The sequence below is a fragment of the Streptomyces sp. NPDC052079 genome (genome assembly GCF_040680275.1).
GTDB lineage: Bacteria > Actinomycetota > Actinomycetes > Streptomycetales > Streptomycetaceae > Streptomyces.
Map to the genome: position 1 here is coordinate 205,726 of NZ_JBFAWL010000004.1, position 15,330 is coordinate 221,055.

General features: G+C 71.1%; 12 protein-coding genes and 3 pseudogenes. 10 read left to right on the plus strand and 5 right to left on the minus strand.

Annotated elements, in window-relative coordinates; translation table 11 throughout:
* Positions 1 to 107 precede the first annotated feature (107 nt).
* Together AB0L56_RS10225 and AB0L56_RS10230 are read right to left on the minus strand one after the other, a co-directional pair.
* Positions 108 to 1,934: an AMP-binding protein gene (locus AB0L56_RS10225; RefSeq protein ID WP_365421130.1), complete on the minus strand. Its 1,827-nt coding sequence runs from the start codon at positions 1,932 to 1,934 to the stop codon at positions 108 to 110.
* A gap of 295 nt (positions 1,935 to 2,229) precedes the next feature.
* Positions 2,230 to 3,111, minus strand: a complete 882-nt coding sequence (locus AB0L56_RS10230) for a LysR substrate-binding domain-containing protein (protein WP_365421133.1) — start codon at positions 3,109 to 3,111, stop codon at positions 2,230 to 2,232.
* Positions 3,112 to 3,269: 158 nt separating this feature from the next.
* On the opposite strand from AB0L56_RS10230, the gene AB0L56_RS10235 reads away from it, so the two are divergent.
* Positions 3,270 to 4,322: a bile acid:sodium symporter family protein gene (locus AB0L56_RS10235; RefSeq protein ID WP_365421136.1), complete on the plus strand. Its 1,053-nt coding sequence runs from the start codon at positions 3,270 to 3,272 to the stop codon at positions 4,320 to 4,322.
* Here the strand turns inward: AB0L56_RS10235 and AB0L56_RS10240 are convergent.
* From AB0L56_RS10240 to AB0L56_RS10250, 3 genes and pseudogenes are all read right to left on the minus strand, one after another.
* Positions 4,258 to 4,794 (minus strand): annotated as a pseudogene (locus AB0L56_RS10240) (hypothetical protein); the annotation flags it as partial. The gene AB0L56_RS10235 and the pseudogene AB0L56_RS10240 sit on opposite strands and share 65 nt — an antisense overlap.
* Before the next feature lie 47 nt (positions 4,795 to 4,841).
* Complete coding sequence (gene fdhD, locus AB0L56_RS10245) at positions 4,842 to 5,690, minus strand: formate dehydrogenase accessory sulfurtransferase FdhD (RefSeq protein WP_365421139.1); 849 nt, start codon at positions 5,688 to 5,690, stop codon at positions 4,842 to 4,844.
* A 17-nt stretch (positions 5,691 to 5,707) separates the two neighbouring features.
* A pseudogene (locus AB0L56_RS10250) lies at positions 5,708 to 5,893 on the minus strand (Fe-S-binding domain-containing protein); the annotation flags it as partial.
* 218 nt (positions 5,894 to 6,111) lie between these two features.
* Here AB0L56_RS10250 and AB0L56_RS10255 point away from each other — a divergent pair.
* From AB0L56_RS10255 to AB0L56_RS10295, 9 genes and pseudogenes are all read left to right on the plus strand, one after another.
* A complete protein-coding gene (locus AB0L56_RS10255) occupies positions 6,112 to 7,452 on the plus strand; it encodes an OFA family MFS transporter (protein WP_361029298.1) in 1,341 nt (446 codons plus the stop codon).
* Positions 7,421 to 7,561 (plus strand): hypothetical protein, encoded by a 141-nt coding sequence (locus AB0L56_RS10260; protein WP_361029301.1) that lies wholly within the window; start codon positions 7,421 to 7,423, stop codon positions 7,559 to 7,561. Before AB0L56_RS10255 ends, AB0L56_RS10260 begins: the two co-directional genes overlap by 32 nt.
* A 143-nt stretch (positions 7,562 to 7,704) precedes the next feature.
* Complete coding sequence (locus AB0L56_RS10265; RefSeq protein ID WP_365421143.1) at positions 7,705 to 8,652, plus strand: beta-ketoacyl-ACP synthase III; 948 nt, start codon at positions 7,705 to 7,707, stop codon at positions 8,650 to 8,652.
* A gap of 18 nt (positions 8,653 to 8,670) precedes the next feature.
* Positions 8,671 to 8,751: pseudogene (locus tag AB0L56_RS10270) on the plus strand (GntR family transcriptional regulator); the annotation flags it as partial.
* A gap of 257 nt (positions 8,752 to 9,008) precedes the next feature.
* Entirely contained in the window at positions 9,009 to 10,190 is a 1,182-nt protein-coding gene (locus AB0L56_RS10275) for an ROK family protein (RefSeq protein ID WP_361029772.1), read from the plus strand.
* A 136-nt stretch (positions 10,191 to 10,326) separates the two neighbouring features.
* Entirely contained in the window at positions 10,327 to 11,868 is a 1,542-nt protein-coding gene (locus AB0L56_RS10280; protein WP_365421145.1) for a sugar ABC transporter ATP-binding protein, read from the plus strand.
* A gap of 133 nt (positions 11,869 to 12,001) precedes the next feature.
* Entirely contained in the window at positions 12,002 to 12,973 is a 972-nt protein-coding gene (locus tag AB0L56_RS10285; protein ID WP_365421148.1) for an ABC transporter permease, read from the plus strand.
* A gap of 16 nt (positions 12,974 to 12,989) precedes the next feature.
* Complete coding sequence (locus tag AB0L56_RS10290) at positions 12,990 to 14,033, plus strand: substrate-binding domain-containing protein (RefSeq protein WP_365421151.1); 1,044 nt, start codon at positions 12,990 to 12,992, stop codon at positions 14,031 to 14,033.
* 79 nt (positions 14,034 to 14,112) lie between these two features.
* On the plus strand, positions 14,113 to 15,321 hold the full coding sequence (locus AB0L56_RS10295; RefSeq protein WP_365421154.1) for a Gfo/Idh/MocA family oxidoreductase: 1,209 nt from the start codon (positions 14,113 to 14,115) through the stop codon (positions 15,319 to 15,321).
* Positions 15,322 to 15,330 lie beyond the last annotated feature (9 nt).

The following is a 15,330-nucleotide window of genomic DNA, read 5'->3' on the forward strand; positions in this document are numbered from 1 at the left end:
CTTGCTCACGAGCTCTCGATCCTTCGTTTGTGGTCAGGTGTTACCCCCATGGTCAACGATCACGGCCCGCGCCGCATTCCTGATCGCCGTATTCACGCCGCCGCATTTCACGCGCGGTAGAGCGCCTCGACCTCTGTCTGGTACGCCTTCTCGATCGCCCTGCGCTTCAGTTTCAGCGAGGGGGTGAGCAGCCCGTGCTCCTCGGTGAACGGCTGCGCCAGGATGCGGAACGTACGAATCGACTCCGCCTGGGAGACCAGGGTGTTGGCCGCGACCACGGCGCGCCGCACCTCCGTCTCCAGGTCCGCGTCCCGCACCAGCTGGGCCGGCGGCAGTTGCGGCTTGCCGCGCATCGTCAGCCAGTGCTCGACGGCCTCCTGGTCGATCGTGACCAGGGCCGCGACGTACGGGCGGTCGTTGCCGACCACGATGCACTGGTTGACCAGCGGGTGGTCCCGCACCCGCTCCTCCAGCAGTGCCGGCGACACGCTCTTGCCGCCCGAGGTCACCAGGATCTCCTTCTTGCGCCCGGTGATGGTCAGATAGCCGTCCTCGTCCAGGGAACCGAGGTCCCCGGTGGCCAGCCAGCCGTCGTGCAGGGCCTCGTCGGTGGCCTTGGGATGGTTGAGATACCCCTCGAAGACGTTGTCGCCGTGCAGCCAGATCTCGCCGTCGTCCGCGATGTGCACGGTGACCCCGGGGATGGGCCGGCCGACGGTGCCGTAACGGGTGCGTTCGGGCGGGTTGGCGGTGGCCGCCGCCGTCGACTCGGTGAGTCCGTACCCCTCGTAGATCTGCACGCCGGCGCCCGCGAAGAACAGCCCGAGCCGGCGGTCCATCGCGGAACCGCCCGACATGGCGTGCCGGATCCTGCCGCCCATCGCCGCGCGGATCTTGGAGTAGACGAGCTTGTCGAAGATCTGGTGCTGCATCCGCAGCGCCGCGGACGGCCCGGGCCCGTCGCCCCAGGCCTTCGCCTCCACCGCGTCCGCGTACTTCACGGCCACCTCGACGGCCTTCTCGAACGGCCCCGAGCGGCCCTCCCGTTCCGCCTTGCGCCGCGCCGCGTTGAACACCTTCTCGAAGATGTACGGCACGGCCAGGAAGAACGTCGGCCGGAAGGCGGCCAGGTCGGGCAGCAGCGCCGCCGCGTTCAGCTGCGGCTGATGGCCGAACTTCACCTTCCCGCGGAACGCCGCCACCTCCACCATCCGCCCGAAGACGTGCGCGAGCGGCAGGAACAGCAGCGTCGACGCCTCGTCGCCCCTGCGGGAGTGGAACACCGGCTCCCAGCGCGCGATGACGGTGTCCGACTCGTACATGAAGTTGCGGTGCGAGAGCACACAGCCCTTGGGGCGGCCGGTGGTGCCCGAGGTGTAGATGACCGTCGCCACGGACTCGGGCGTGACCGCCCGCCGGTGCCGGTGCACCACCTCGTCGTCGAGGTGCGCGCCCGCGTCGTACAGCTCCTGCACCGCGCCCGCGTCCAGCTGCCACAGCCTGCGCATCCGCGGCAGCCGGTCGATGACCGTGGCGATCGTCATCGCGTGGTCCTCGTGCTCCACGACCGCGGCGGTCACCTCGGCGTCGTGCAGCATCCACCAGCACTGCTCGGCGGAGGAGGTGGGGTAGACGGGGACGACCTGCGCGCCGATCGTCCACAGCGCGAAGTCGAAGAGGGTCCACTCGTAGCGGGTGCGGGACATGATCGCGACCCGGTCGCCGAACCGGATGCCGCCCGCCAGCAGGCCCTTGGCCAGGGCGAGCACTTCGTCGCGGAACTCGGCGCTGGACACGTCCCGCCAGTTGCCGGTGTCCTCCTTACGGCCCAGCGCGGCGCGCGACGGATCTTCCTCGGCATACCGGAAGACCACGTCGGCCAGACCGCCCACCGGAGGCTCCAAGGCCAACGGAGGGTTGGTGAACTCGCGCAATCCCGCTCCCCGCTCCTGAGCGCTCGGACTGGTGCGGGACAACGCCGTCCCGCACAGCGCCGTGAAAGGTACCCCACGGGACGGGGCGGCGGGAGGGGGGCGAAAGCTGAGCGGAGCTCTCGTCCGCGCTGGTCAGGGGAGGAAAATGCGCGCACATGCGGAGGGGTCGGACACAAACCTGACGGTGGAGTAAGTTTCGGTGCACCAATCTCCACCGAATCTGTACGAGGCCGTGACCGCGCCTTGAGCGACCTGCCGCGCCCCACTGATCCCAGCGTGCGCGCGCGCCGTAACGTCACTCCCGCCCACTGCGGTGCAGCCGGTCACCGCCCGCGAGGATCGCCGCCGCCAGGGCCTCGGCCGCGCCCTGCGCGGACGGCCGGCGCCGCCCGTGCGCCACCACGAAGTCCACCTCGCCCGGTGCCGGCAGCCCGGCCCGCTCCGGCATCGGCACCAGTCCCGGCGGCATCAGCCCGCGCGAGTGCACCATCACCCCGAGCCCGGCCCGGGCCGCCGCGAGCAGACCGTTGAGGCTGCCGCTGGTGCAGACGATCCGCCACTCCCGGCCCTCCCGCTCCAGCGCCCGCAGCGCCAGCGCCCGGGTGATGCCCGGCGGCGGGTAGACGATCAGCGGCACCGGGCGGTGCGGGTCCAGCCGCAGCCCCGACGCCCCGATCCACACCAGTTCGTCGTGCCAGACCAGCCGCTGCGGATCCGTACGCGGGTCCTCCGGCCGCCGCTTGGCCAGCACCAGGTCCAGCCGGCCCGCGGCCAGCCGCTCGTGCAGGATGCCCGACAGTTCGACCGTCAGTTCCAGATCGACCTCCGGGTGCTCATGCCGGAACCGTTCGAGGATCTCCGGGAGCCGCGTCAGCACGAAGTCCTCCGACGCCCCGAACCGCAGCCGCCCGCGCAGCCGGGTGCCGGTGAAGAACTGCGTCGCCTGCTCGTGCACGTCCAGGATCCGCCGCGCGAAGCCGAGCATCGCCTCGCCGTCCTCGGTCAGCTCCACCGAGTGCGTGTCCCGGGTGAACAGCTGCCGCCCGGTCGCCTCCTCCAGCCGCCGCACATGCTGGCTCACGGTCGACTGACGCAGCCCGAGCCGCCGCGCCGCCTGCGTGAAGCTCAGCGTCTGCGCCACCGACAGGAACGTCCGCAGCTGCGTGGGGTCGTACATGCCGCCAGGGTAGTCCGCGGTCATCGCGGAACATGATGACAGTGAGAGCGGTGTATGGGATTCCCGATCACGGCGGCGGGGCGCAGGATGAGGAAGGGACGCCACCGGTGAGGGCTTCCCCGGACACCGAGCGTGCGAGTACGAGCAAGTGGAGCACAGTGAAACGCCTGCACTGGCCGAGCCGGCTGCCGATCGACCCGTACCTCCTGCTCCTGTTCGGGACGGTCGGCGTCGCCGCGCTGCTGCCCGCACGGGGCACCGGCGCGGACCTCGCCTCCGGTGCCTCCACCGCCGCGATCGCCTTCCTCTTCTTCCTCTACGGCGCCCGGCTCTCCACTCGCGAGGCCCTGGACGGGCTCAGGCACTGGCGGCTCCACGTCACGGTGCTGGCCTGCACGTTCGTCGTGTTCCCGGTGCTGGGTCTGGCGGCCCGCGGGCTCGTTCCGGTGCTTCTCACCGACCCGCTGTACCAGGGCCTGCTCTTCCTCACCCTCGTCCCGTCCACCATCCAGTCGTCGATCGCGTTCACCTCGATCGCCCGCGGCAACGTGCCCGCCGCGATCTGCGCCGGCTCCTTCTCCTCGCTGGTCGGCATCGTCGTCACCCCGCTGCTCGCGGCGACGCTGCTGGGCGGCGGCGGGGGAGGGTTCTCGGCGGACTCGTTGGTGAGGATCGTGCTCCAGCTGCTCGTGCCGTTCGTCGCCGGGCAACTGCTGCGCCGCTGGATCGGCGGGTTTGTCGCCCGGCACCGGAAGGCGCTGGGGCTGGTCGACCGGGGGTCCATCCTGCTCGTCGTCTATACGGCGTTCAGCGAGGGCATGGTCCAGGGCATCTGGGAGCGGGTGAGCCCGGCCCGGCTCGGCGGACTGCTCGCGGTGGAGGCCATGCTGCTCGCGGTGATGCTGCTGCTGACCTGGTACGGCGCCAGGGCACTGGGGTTCGGCCGGGAGGACCGCATCGCGATCCAGTTCGCCGGTTCGAAGAAGTCCCTGGCCGCCGGTCTGCCCATGGCGAGCGTCCTGTTCGGGGCGCAGGCCTCGCTGGCCCTGCTGCCCCTGGTGCTGTTCCACCAGATGCAGCTGATGGTGTGCGCGGTGATCGCCAAGCGCCGGTCGCACGACCCGGTCGACGCGGCCGCCGGGGAGATCACCGCCCCGGACCGAGCCGGACGCTCACAAACCGCGGCCGGTACAGGGACACGTCCCGGCTGAGGGCATCCCGGCCGGTCCGGCCGTCTCTCCGGGGGCGTCTGCGGGGTGTGGGCAGCGGTCCCGCCCTGCGGCAGCGCGGGGGTGAACCGTACCGGTCGGGAGCAGGCCCAGTACGACGCCACCGTGGTCAGCCTCTTGGCACCCGCGGCCATGGTGAACAGCACATACGTCCCCTCGTCCCGCACCACCGGGAACACGCTGCCCACACCGGTGCGCCGCCCGTCGCCGAGCACGGGGCGTGGACGGGCGCGGGTCTGCCAGGCCGAACCGTTCCAGTACTCCCAGGCCGCCGGGTCGGCGAGCCCGGCCTCCGGGACGGGGGCCACGTAGGCGTGCGAGGCCGGGCGGGCGGCGGGGCGGCCGTCGTCACGACCGACTCGAAACGCAGACCGGGCAGGGAGAGGGTGGCGACCTCGGTGGGGGTGCGCATGCCGTCGATCCACGGGGGCCGAGCGGAGTCACGCACCCAGAGCCTGCTGGCGCCGGCCCACCCCGCCGCCGTACCGCGCGCGGGACCGGTCAGCCCCGGGCGGTCGCGGCCCGCAGGGCGATGCGGTTCTCACCCGCGTACACGTTCATGGAACTGCCGCGCAGGAAGCCCACCAGGGTCAGCCCCGTCTCCGCCGCCAGGTCCACCGCCAGCGAGGACGGTGCCGAGACCGCCGCCAGCACCGGTATGCCGGCCATGACCGCCTTCTGCGCCAGCTCGAACGAGGCCCGGCCGGAGACCAGCAGGACGCCGCGGGACAGCGGCAGGCCGCCGCTCTGCAGGGCCCGGCCGACCAGCTTGTCGACCGCGTTGTGCCGGCCCACGTCTTCCCGTACGTCGAGCAGTTCGCCCCGCTCGTCGAACAGGGCCGCCGCGTGCAGGCCGCCGGTGCGGTCGAAGACCCGCTGGGCCGCGCGCAGCCGGTCCGGCAGGCTCGCCAGCAGCTCCGGCTCCAGCGACAGCGGGGGAGCGTCCGCGATGGGATGGCGGGCGGTGGTGCGCACCGCGTCCAGGCTGGCCTTTCCGCACAGGCCGCAGGAGGAGGTGGTGTAGACGTTGCGCTCCAGCGTGATGTCCGGGACCACCACGCCGGGGGCCGTCTTCACGTCGACGACGTTGTAGGTGTTCGAACCGTCGGCCGTGGCCCCCGCGCAGTAGACGATGTTCTGCAGGTCGGAGGCGTCGGCCAGGACCCCCTCGCTGACCAGGAAGCCGGCGGCGAGCGCGAAGTCGTCCCCGGGCGTGCGCATGGTGATCGCCAGCGGCTTGCCGTTCAGCCGGATCTCCAGGGGTTCCTCGGCGACGAGCGTGTCCGGGCGGCTGGAGACCGCCCCGTCCCGTATGCGGAGCACCTTGCGTCGTTCCGTGACTCGTCCCATGTCCCTACCAGTTCCGCTCAGTGCCGGCCGTGGGTCACCGGACTGCCGTGCGGCGAGGTGACCTTCACGATCTCATTGTCCTGCACCTACAGCGTGAGGTTGCAGCCCACACCGCAGTACGCGCACACGGTCGTCATCTCCGTCTGCCGCGACTCGTCCCAGGTACCCGCCGCCCGCATCTCGAACTCCGACCTGAACGACAGCGGTCTGGACCAGACCGCAGAGCGAGGCGTCCCGCATGGCGCGGCCCACCTCGCGCAGCCCAGGGGATGCCGTTCCGGTCCGCCACGACGGCCGTGGTGTCATGCAGCAGGGGCTCGATCAGCGGCCCGCACGCCCCAGCAAGGCTTTGTGCAGGACCAGTGGTTGTCTGCTCAACCGTCTTCTCAACGGCCCGCCGTCTCCCTACGGTTGTGGACTCATGAGTCCCCCCGTCGCACCCCCGGGCTGGAGCCGCTGGCTCGTCCCGCCCGCCGCCCTCTCCGTCCACCTGTCCATCGGCCAGGCCTACGCGTGGAGTGTGTTCAAGCCGCCGCTCGAGTCCGCGCTCGGCCTCAGCGGCACCCAGAGCGCGCTGCCCTTCCAGCTCGGCATCGTGATGCTGGGCCTGTCCGCCGCGTTCGGCGGCACCCTCGTCGAACGCCGGGGCCCGCGCTGGGCGATGACCGTCGCCCTGGTCTGCTTCTCCTCCGGCTTCCTGCTCTCCGCGCTGGGCGCGGCCACCGAGCAGTACTGGCTGATCGTCCTCGGCTACGGCTTCGTCGGCGGCATCGGCCTGGGCATCGGCTACATCTCACCCGTCTCGACGCTGATCAAATGGTTTCCCGACCGGCCCGGCATGGCCACCGGCATCGCCATCATGGGCTTCGGCGGTGGCGCGCTGATCGCCTCGCCCTGGTCGGCGCGGATGCTCGAGTCCTTCGGCTCCGACAACGTTGGCATCGCGCGCGCCTTCCTCGTGCACGGGCTCGTGTACGCCGTATTCATGCTGCTCGGCGTGCTGCTGGTCCGGGTGCCGCGCACCGCGCGCCCGGTCGCCGACGCGCCCGCCGTGTCGGACGGGCCGCAGGTCTCGGCCCGTTCCGCGGTGCGCACCCCGCAGTTCTGGCTGCTGTGGCTGGTGCTCACCCTGAATGTCACCGCGGGCATCGGCATCCTGGAGAAGGCCGCCCCGATGATCACCGACTTCTTCGCGGACACCTCCGCGCCGGTGTCGGCGACCGCCGCCGCCGGGTTCGTCGCCCTGCTGTCGGCGGCCAACATGGCGGGCCGCATCGGCTGGTCGACCACCTCCGACCTCATCGGCCGCAAGAACATCTACCGGGTCTACCTCGGCGCCGGCGCGCTGATGTACGCCCTCATCTGGCTGCTCGGCGACACCTCCAAGCCGCTGTTCGTGCTCTGCGCCCTGGTGATCCTCTCCTTCTACGGCGGCGGCTTCGCCACCGTCCCCGCCTATCTCAAGGACCTCTTCGGCACCTACCAGGTGGGCGCCATCCACGGCCGGCTCCTCACCGCCTGGTCCACCGCCGGTGTGCTCGGGCCGCTGATCGTGAACTGGGTCGCCGACCGTCAGGAGGAGGCCGGCAAGCACGGGCCGTCCCTCTACGGAACGTCGCTGGCCATCATGATCGGACTGCTCGTCATCGGCTTCGTCGCCAACGAACTGGTCCGGCCCGTCCATCCCCGTCACCACGAGCCCGGCCCCGGGACGCCGAAGGAGGCCGCCGATGACCGGCGACAGCAGTCAGAGTCCGCCTAGCGGGGACCGCCGTGGTCTCATCGCCTTCTCCTGGCTGTGGGTGGGCGTTCCGCTCGTCTACGGTCTGTACGAGCTCGTGCGCAAGGCGACACAGCTGTTCACGGGCTGACCGCGGACGGCCGGGACGGCCTTTCGGAGGCTGAGGGAAGCCGACAAGCCCGGCGCCCGTTTCCTGTCGCTTCACCTGCCCTCGTACCCGTGAGTCACTGATCAGACTGGTGCATCCCGCAACTGGAAACGAGGGGATCACCCATGATCGGCTCGCGCATCGCCGCCGTCGGCCACTATCAGCCCGCCCGGGTCCTCACCAACGAGGACCTGGCGGGCATGGTCGACACCAGCGACGCGTGGATCACGAGCCGGGTGGGCATCCGCACCCGTCACATCGCGGGCCCCGACGAACCCGTCGACGAGCTGGCCGCCCACGCCGCCGCCAAGGCACTCGCGGCGGCCGGCCGCACTCCCGCCGAGATCGACCTGGTCCTGGTGGCCACGTCCACCGCGATCGACCGCTCGCCCAACATGGCCGCCCGGGTCGCCGCCCGCCTCGGCATGCCCGGCCCCGCCGTCATGGACCTCAACGTGGTGTGCGCGGGCTTCACCCACGCCCTCGCCACCGCCGACCACACCGTCCGGGCCGGCGGCGCGAGCCGGGTGCTGGTCGTCGGCGCCGACAAGATGTCCGACGTGGCCGACTGGACCGACCGCTCCACCTGCGTCCTCGTCGGCGACGGGGCGGGCGCGGCCGTGGTGGAGGCCTGCGCACCGGGCGAGGAGGCCGGGATCGGACCGGTGCTGTGGGGCTCGGTGCCCGAGATGGCCCACGCGGTGCGGATCGAGGGGACGCCGCCGCGGTTCGCGCAGGAGGGCCAGAGCGTCTACCGCTGGGCGGCCACCCGACTGCCGGTCATCGCCCGCCAGGCCTGCGAGAAGGCGGGGCTCGTGCCCGAGGACCTCGCCGGTGTGGTGCTGCACCAGGCCAACCTGCGGATCATCGAACCCCTTGCTCGCCGGCTCGGCGCGGTCAACGCCGTTGTGGCCCGCGATGTTACCGACTCCGGCAACACCTCCGCCGCGAGCATCCCGCTGGCCTTCTCCAAACTCCTCGAGCAGGGCGCGCTGTCGACCGGCGACCCGGTGCTGCTGTTCGGCTTCGGCGGAAACCTGTCGTACGCGGGCCAGGTTGTACGCTGCCCCTGACCCGGCCCGCTGCGCGATGAGGAGATCCTGGCCGAGGGCCTCAAGGCCGTCGACTCCGACGACGTGGACGCCGCCGTCCTCCTCAACGCCCGGTTCCACTGATCGCCGCGCAACACTTTCGGCCACCGGCGCTTGCCGGGTGCCGCTGCGCCCACCCGTGCCGCCCCAGCGGCACGACTGCCCGCAGCTACGCCCACTCTTTGTCCTGTGAGTGGAAAAAGTAGGGGTCAATTCCTGCGCGACTTCTTCCCACCTCGGGCAAGCGCTGCTACTTTCCCATCCGAAGGAACGCCACAGAACGTGGCCGGAATCCGGCGCGCACAGGCCGATGAGGCGGGGAGGGGCTCGTGAGACGTATGACCGCGCGACCCGCGAACGCCCACCAGGCACGACTGCTCAGGCTGCTGCGCGACGGTGGCCCCAACTCCCGTGCCCAGCTGGGTGACCAGGTCGACCTCTCCCGGTCGAAACTGGCTGTGGAGGTGGACCGGCTGCTGGAGACGGAACTCGTCGTGGCCGACGGACTCGCCGCCTCGCGCGGCGGCCGGCGCTCCCACAACATCCGGCTCAACCCGCATCTGCGGTTCCTCGGCGTCGACATCGGCGCGACCTCGGTCGACGTCGCCGTCACCAACGCCGAACTGGAGATCCTCGGGCACATCAACCAGCCCATGGACGTACGCGAGGGACCGGTCGCGGTCTTCGAGCAAGTACTGTCCATGGCCGCCAAGTTGAAGGCCTCGGGGCTCGCGGAGGGGTTCGACGGCGCCGGCATCGGCGTCCCGGGCCCGGTCCGTTTCCCCGAGGGCATTCCGGTGGCTCCGCCGATCATGCCGGGCTGGGACGGCTTCCCCGTGCGGGAGGCGCTCAGCCAGGACCTCGGCTGCCCGGTCATGGTCGACAACGACGTGAACCTGATGGCCATGGGGGAGCAGCACGCGGGCGTCGCCCGCACCGTGCACGACTTCCTCGTCGTCAAGATCGGCACCGGTATCGGCTGCGGCATCGTCGTCGGCGGGGAAGTCTACCGCGGTACGACGGGCAGTGCGGGCGACATCGGGCACATCCAGGCCGTGCCCGACGGACGCCCGTGCGCCTGCGGCAACCGGGGTTGTCTGGAGGCGCACTTCTCCGGAGCGGCCCTCGCCCGGGACGCCACCGAGGCCGCCCAGCAGCAACTCTCCGCCGAACTCGCGAGCCGGCTGGAGGCGAACGGCACGCTCAGCGCCGTCGACGTCGCCGCCGCGGCCGCGGCCGGTGACGCCACCGCCCTCGATCTCATCCGCGAGGGCGGCAACCGCACCGGCCAGGTCATCGCCGGCCTGGTCAGCTTCTTCAACCCCGGCCTGGTGGTGATCGGCGGCGGGGTGACCGGCCTCGGCCACAACCTGCTCGCCGCCATCCGCACCCAGGTCTACCGCGGGTCGCTGCCCCTGGCCACGGGCAACCTGCCCATCGTGCTGGGGGAGTTGGGCCCCACCGCCGGAGTCATCGGCGGAGCCCGGCTCATCAGCGACCACCTGTTCTCACCCGCGTAAGCAGCACTGCCCCCCGCCAAACCCAACCACCATCAACAGGCCCCCGCCAACGCTCTGCTCCGCCCTGCCTGAAAACGCCTGCCCCGCAAGGGGATCGCCCTGACACCGGCCCGTACGCCCGCCGAGGGGAATCCGCATGGCATCAGAACCACCGCTGCTCAGCATGACCGGCATCACCAAGTCCTTCCCCGGAGTCCGGGCCCTGGACGGCGTCGACCTCGACGTCCAGGCGGGCGAGGTGCACTGCCTGCTCGGCCAGAACGGCGCCGGAAAGTCCACCCTGATCAAGGTGCTGGCCGGCGCCCACCAGCCCGACTCGGGCACCATCCGCTGGCGCGGCGACGACGTCACCCTGCGCTCGCCGATCGCCGCCATGCGTCTCGGCATCGCCACCATCTACCAGGAACTCGACCTGGTGGAACACCTGTCCGTCGCCGAGAACGTCCACCTCGGCCACGAACCCACCACCGCCGGGTTCGTCGTCCGGGGAAAGGCCGCCAGGGCGTCGACCGCCGAACTCCTCAAGCGGCTCGGGCACCCGGAGATCGACCCGGCCCGGCTGGTCGGGGACCTGTCCGCGGCACAGCAGCAGATCGTGTCGATGGCGCGGGCGCTCTCCCACGACGTACGGCTCATCGTGATGGACGAGCCGTCCGCCGCGCTCGACCCGGACGAGGTCGACAACCTCTTCCGGATCGTCGGGGACCTCACCGCCGACGGGGTCGCCGTCGTCTACATCTCGCATCGTCTGGAGGAGATCCGGCGCATCGGCGACCGGGTGACCGTCCTCAAGGACGGCCGGGCCGTGGCCGGCGGACTGCCCGCCGAGTCGACGCCCACCCGTGAGGTCGTCGCGCTGATGACGGGACGCGACGTCGAGTACGTCTTCCCGCAGCGGCCCGCCACCGCACCGCGGGGCGAACCGGTGCTGACCGTCGAAGGACTGTCCCGGCGGGGCGAGTTCGCCCCGCTCGACCTCGAGGTGCGCCCCGGGGAGATCGTCGGGCTCGCCGGACTCGTCGGCTCGGGACGCTCCGAGATCCTGGAGACGATCTACGGCGCCCGCAAGCCCGACACCGGCCGGGTCCTCGTCGGCGGGCGGCCGCTGAAGCCGGGCAGTGTGCGGGCCGCCGTACGCGCCGGGCTGGGGCTCGCCCCCGAGGAACGCAAGGCGCAGGCCCTGCTCATGCTGGAGTCCGTCACCCGCAACGTGTCGGTCTCCTCCATGTCCCGCTTCGCACGGGCCGGCTGGATCGACCGCGGCGCCGAACTCGGGGCGGCGCGCGCGGCGGTCCGCGAACTGTCCCTGCGGCCCGACAACCCCGACGTGCCCGTGCGCACCCTGTCCGGCGGCAACCAGCAGAAGGCCGTGCTCGCCCGCTGGCTGCTGCGCGGCTGCCGGGTGCTGCTGCTCGACGAACCCACCCGCGGCGTCGACGTCGGCGCCCGCGCCGAACTGTACGCGGTCGTCCGCCGGCTGGCGGACGAGGGCCTCGCCGTGCTGCTGGTCTCCAGTGAGATCGCCGAGGTCTTGGGGCTGGCCGACAGGGTGGTAGTTCTCCGCGAGGGCCGGGTTGTCCACTCCGGCCCTTCGCAGGAACTGGACGAGTTTCGTGTACTCGACCTGGTCGTGACTCCGCCGTTTCCCGAAGGAGATGGCTTCCCAAGCGGCCGTTGATCGGCCTCATGGCGGTCAAGCCCTGACCGTCGCCTGAAGGCACTAGCCAATATAGGGCGCTCATTGAGGGGAATTGCCTGTGCTCAGCAAACTTCACCCGAGGGGGCCGACGGGCGAACGTAAGGCCGATCAAGTGGCCGCCGAAACGCCCGCCTGGCGCGCCGTGTTGTTCCGCGCCGACGTCCGCACGATGTCGCTGCTCGGCGTACTCGCCGTACTGATCCTCATCGGCGGCATCACCAAACCGGACCAGTTCCTGGACACCCGCAACCTTCAGCTGATCCTCACCCTGTCGTCCGTCATCGGTGTCGTCACCGTCGGCATGACCTTCGTCATCATCTCCGGCGGCATCGACCTGTCGGTCGGCGCGATCGTCGCCCTCGCCTCGGTGTGGGCCACCACAGTCGCCACCCAGGAGTTCGGCTTCGGCGGCATCCTCTTCACCTCCGTACTGGTCGGACTGGGATGCGGACTGGTCAACGGGGTGCTGATCGCGTACGGCGGGATGGTCCCGTTCATCGCCACCCTCGCCATGCTCGCCTCCGCCCGCGGACTCGCCCTGCAGATCACCGACGGACGGACGCAGATCGTCACCGTCGACAGCGTCCTCGACCTCGGTGAACGCGACTCCTACATCCTCGGCATACCGCCGCTGGTCCTGGTGTTCGCCGCGGTCACCGTCATCGGCTGGCTGGTCCTCAACCGCACCACCTTCGGCCGCCGCACCGTCGCCGTCGGCGGCAACGCGGAGGCCGCCCGGCTGGCCGGCATCGACGTACGCCGCCAACGGCTCTATCTGTACCTGCTGTCCGGGCTGTGCTGCGGCATCGCGGCCTTCCTGCTGATCGTCCTGGCCGGCTCCGGCCAGAACACCAACGGCAACCTCTACGAACTCGACGCCATCGCCGCCGCGATCATCGGCGGCACCCTGCTCACCGGGGGCCGGGGCACCATCGTCGGCTCCGTCCTCGGCGTCCTGATCTTCACCACCATCACCAACATCTTCGCCCTGAACAACCTGCAGACCGACGTCCAGCAGATCGCCAAGGGCGCGATCATCGTCGCTGCCGTGCTGGTCCAGCGCCGTACCGCGAGCACGACCTAGGAAAGGGTTCACCGCCATGCCAGAGACACCTTTCGCCAGCCGCAGAGGACTGCTCTTCGGAGCGGCCGCCGTGTCCGCCGGCGCGTTCGTCACCGGCTGCACGAGCAACGAGTCCAGCGACGAGCCGGCCGCCAACGACCAGCCCGCCGCCGACGACAAGCCCGGCAAGCCGGTCACCATCGGCTTCGCCGGACCCCAGGCCGACCACGGCTGGCTCAACGCCATCAACGACAACGCCAAGAAGCGCGCCGAGAAGTACTCGGACGTCACCCTGGAGATCACCGAGGGCTCCAACGACACCGCCCAGCAGATCGGCCAGATCGAGACCCTCATCAACAAGAAGGTCGACGTCCTGGTGATCCTGCCCGCCGACGGCAAGGCGCTCACCCAGGTCGGGCTGAAGGCGATGCGCGCCAACATCCCGGTCGTCAACCTCGACCGGATCTTCAACACCCCCCAGGCGTACCGCTGCTGGATCGGCGGCGACAACTACGGCATGGGTCTCAACGCCGGCCACTACATCGGCGAGAAGCTCAAGGGCAAGAAGAACGCCAAGGTCGTGGAGCTGGCCGGCCTGGACAACCTGGAGCTGACCAAGCAGCGCACCCAGGGCTTCGACGACGCTCTGAAGAACTACCCCAACATCAAGAAAGTGGCCCGCCAGGCCGCCGAGTTCACCGTCGAGTCCGGCCAGGCCAAGATGGCCCAGCTGCTCCAGGCCCAGTCGGGGATCGACGCGCTGTGGAACCACGACGACGACCAGGGCGTGGGCGCGCTGCGCGCCATCGAACAGGCCGGGCGCGACGAGTTCCTGATGGTGGGCGGCGCGGGCGCGCTCTCCGCCTTCGAGGCCATCAAGGCCGACAACGGTGTCCTGAAGGCCACCGTCCTGTACCCGCCGACCATGGCCGCCTCCGCGATCGACCTGGCCCGCGCCCTCGGCCAGGGCAAGGGCGTCGGCGGCCTCGCCGAGTTCGAGATCCCTTCGTCGGTGACCTGCTACTCGGCCGTCGTCGACAAGGAGAACGTGGACCAGTACATGTCCACCGGCTTCAAGTGAGGAGCCCCGCCCCACGGGCCTGACCAGCCCACCGGGCGGGGCCCACCCCGCCCGACACGACGACGAGGAGGACATCCGAATGGCACAGCCGCAAGCGTCCGAAGGGGATCGGACGGGTAAGCCACCGCTGCGCATCGGCATGGTCGGTTACGCCTTCATGGGCGCCGCCCACTCCCAGGGCTGGCGCACCGCGGGCCGCGTCTTCGACCTGCCGCTCAGCCCCGAACTGGCCGTGATCTGCGGCCGGGACGCCGACGCCGTGCGCGCGGCGGCGGACCGGCACGGCTGGGCGGAGGCCGAGACCGACTGGCACGCCCTGGTCCAGCGGGACGACATCGACCTCGTCGACATCTGCACCCCCGGTGACAGCCACGCCGAGATCGCGCTGGCCGCCCTCGCCGCGGGCAAGCACGTGCTGTGCGAAAAACCCCTCGCCAACACCGTCGCCGAGGCCGAGGCCATGACCCGCGCCGCCGAGGAGGCCCGCTCGCGCGGCCGGCTGGCGATGGTCGGCTTCAACTACCGCCGGGTGCCGGCGACCGCACTGGCCCGGCGGATGGTGGCCGAGGGCCGGATCGGCACCCTGCGGCACGTCCGGGTGGCGTATCTGCAGGACTGGCTGGTCGACCCCGCCTTCCCACTCACCTGGCGGCTGCGCCGGGAGCAGGCCGGCTCGGGCTCGCTCGGCGACCTCGGCGCACACATCGTCGACCTGGCGCAGTACCTGGCGGGCGAGCAGCTCGCGGGCGTCTCCGCGCTCACCGAGACGTTCGTACGGGAGCGGCCGCTGCCCAGCGCCCCCAGCAGCGGCCTGGCCGCCGTCTCCGCCGCCGGCACCGGACAGGTCACCGTCGACGACGCCGCCCTGTTCACCGGCCGCTTCGCCTCCGGCGCCCTCGCCTCCTTCGAGGCCACCCGGTACGCCACCGGACGCAAGAACGCCCTGCGCATCGAACTCAACGGCGAACGGGGGTCGTTGGCCTTCGACCTGGAGCGGCTCAACGAGCTTCAGTTCCACGACGGCACCGAGCCGGCGACGCACGCCGGATTCCGCCGCATCCTCGTCACCGAACCCGACCACCCCTACCTCGAGGCGTGGTGGCCGCCGGGCCACGGCCTCGGCTACGAGCACACCTTCGTGCACCAGGCCCGCGATCTGGTCCACGCGGTGGCCGAAGGCCGGGACCCCGACCCCTCCTTCGCCGACGGGCTGCAGGTGCAGCGCGTCCTGGCGGCGGTGGAGGAGAGCGCCGAGAAGAACTCCGTCTACACACCGATCGCCGCCTGAGAGGACGGA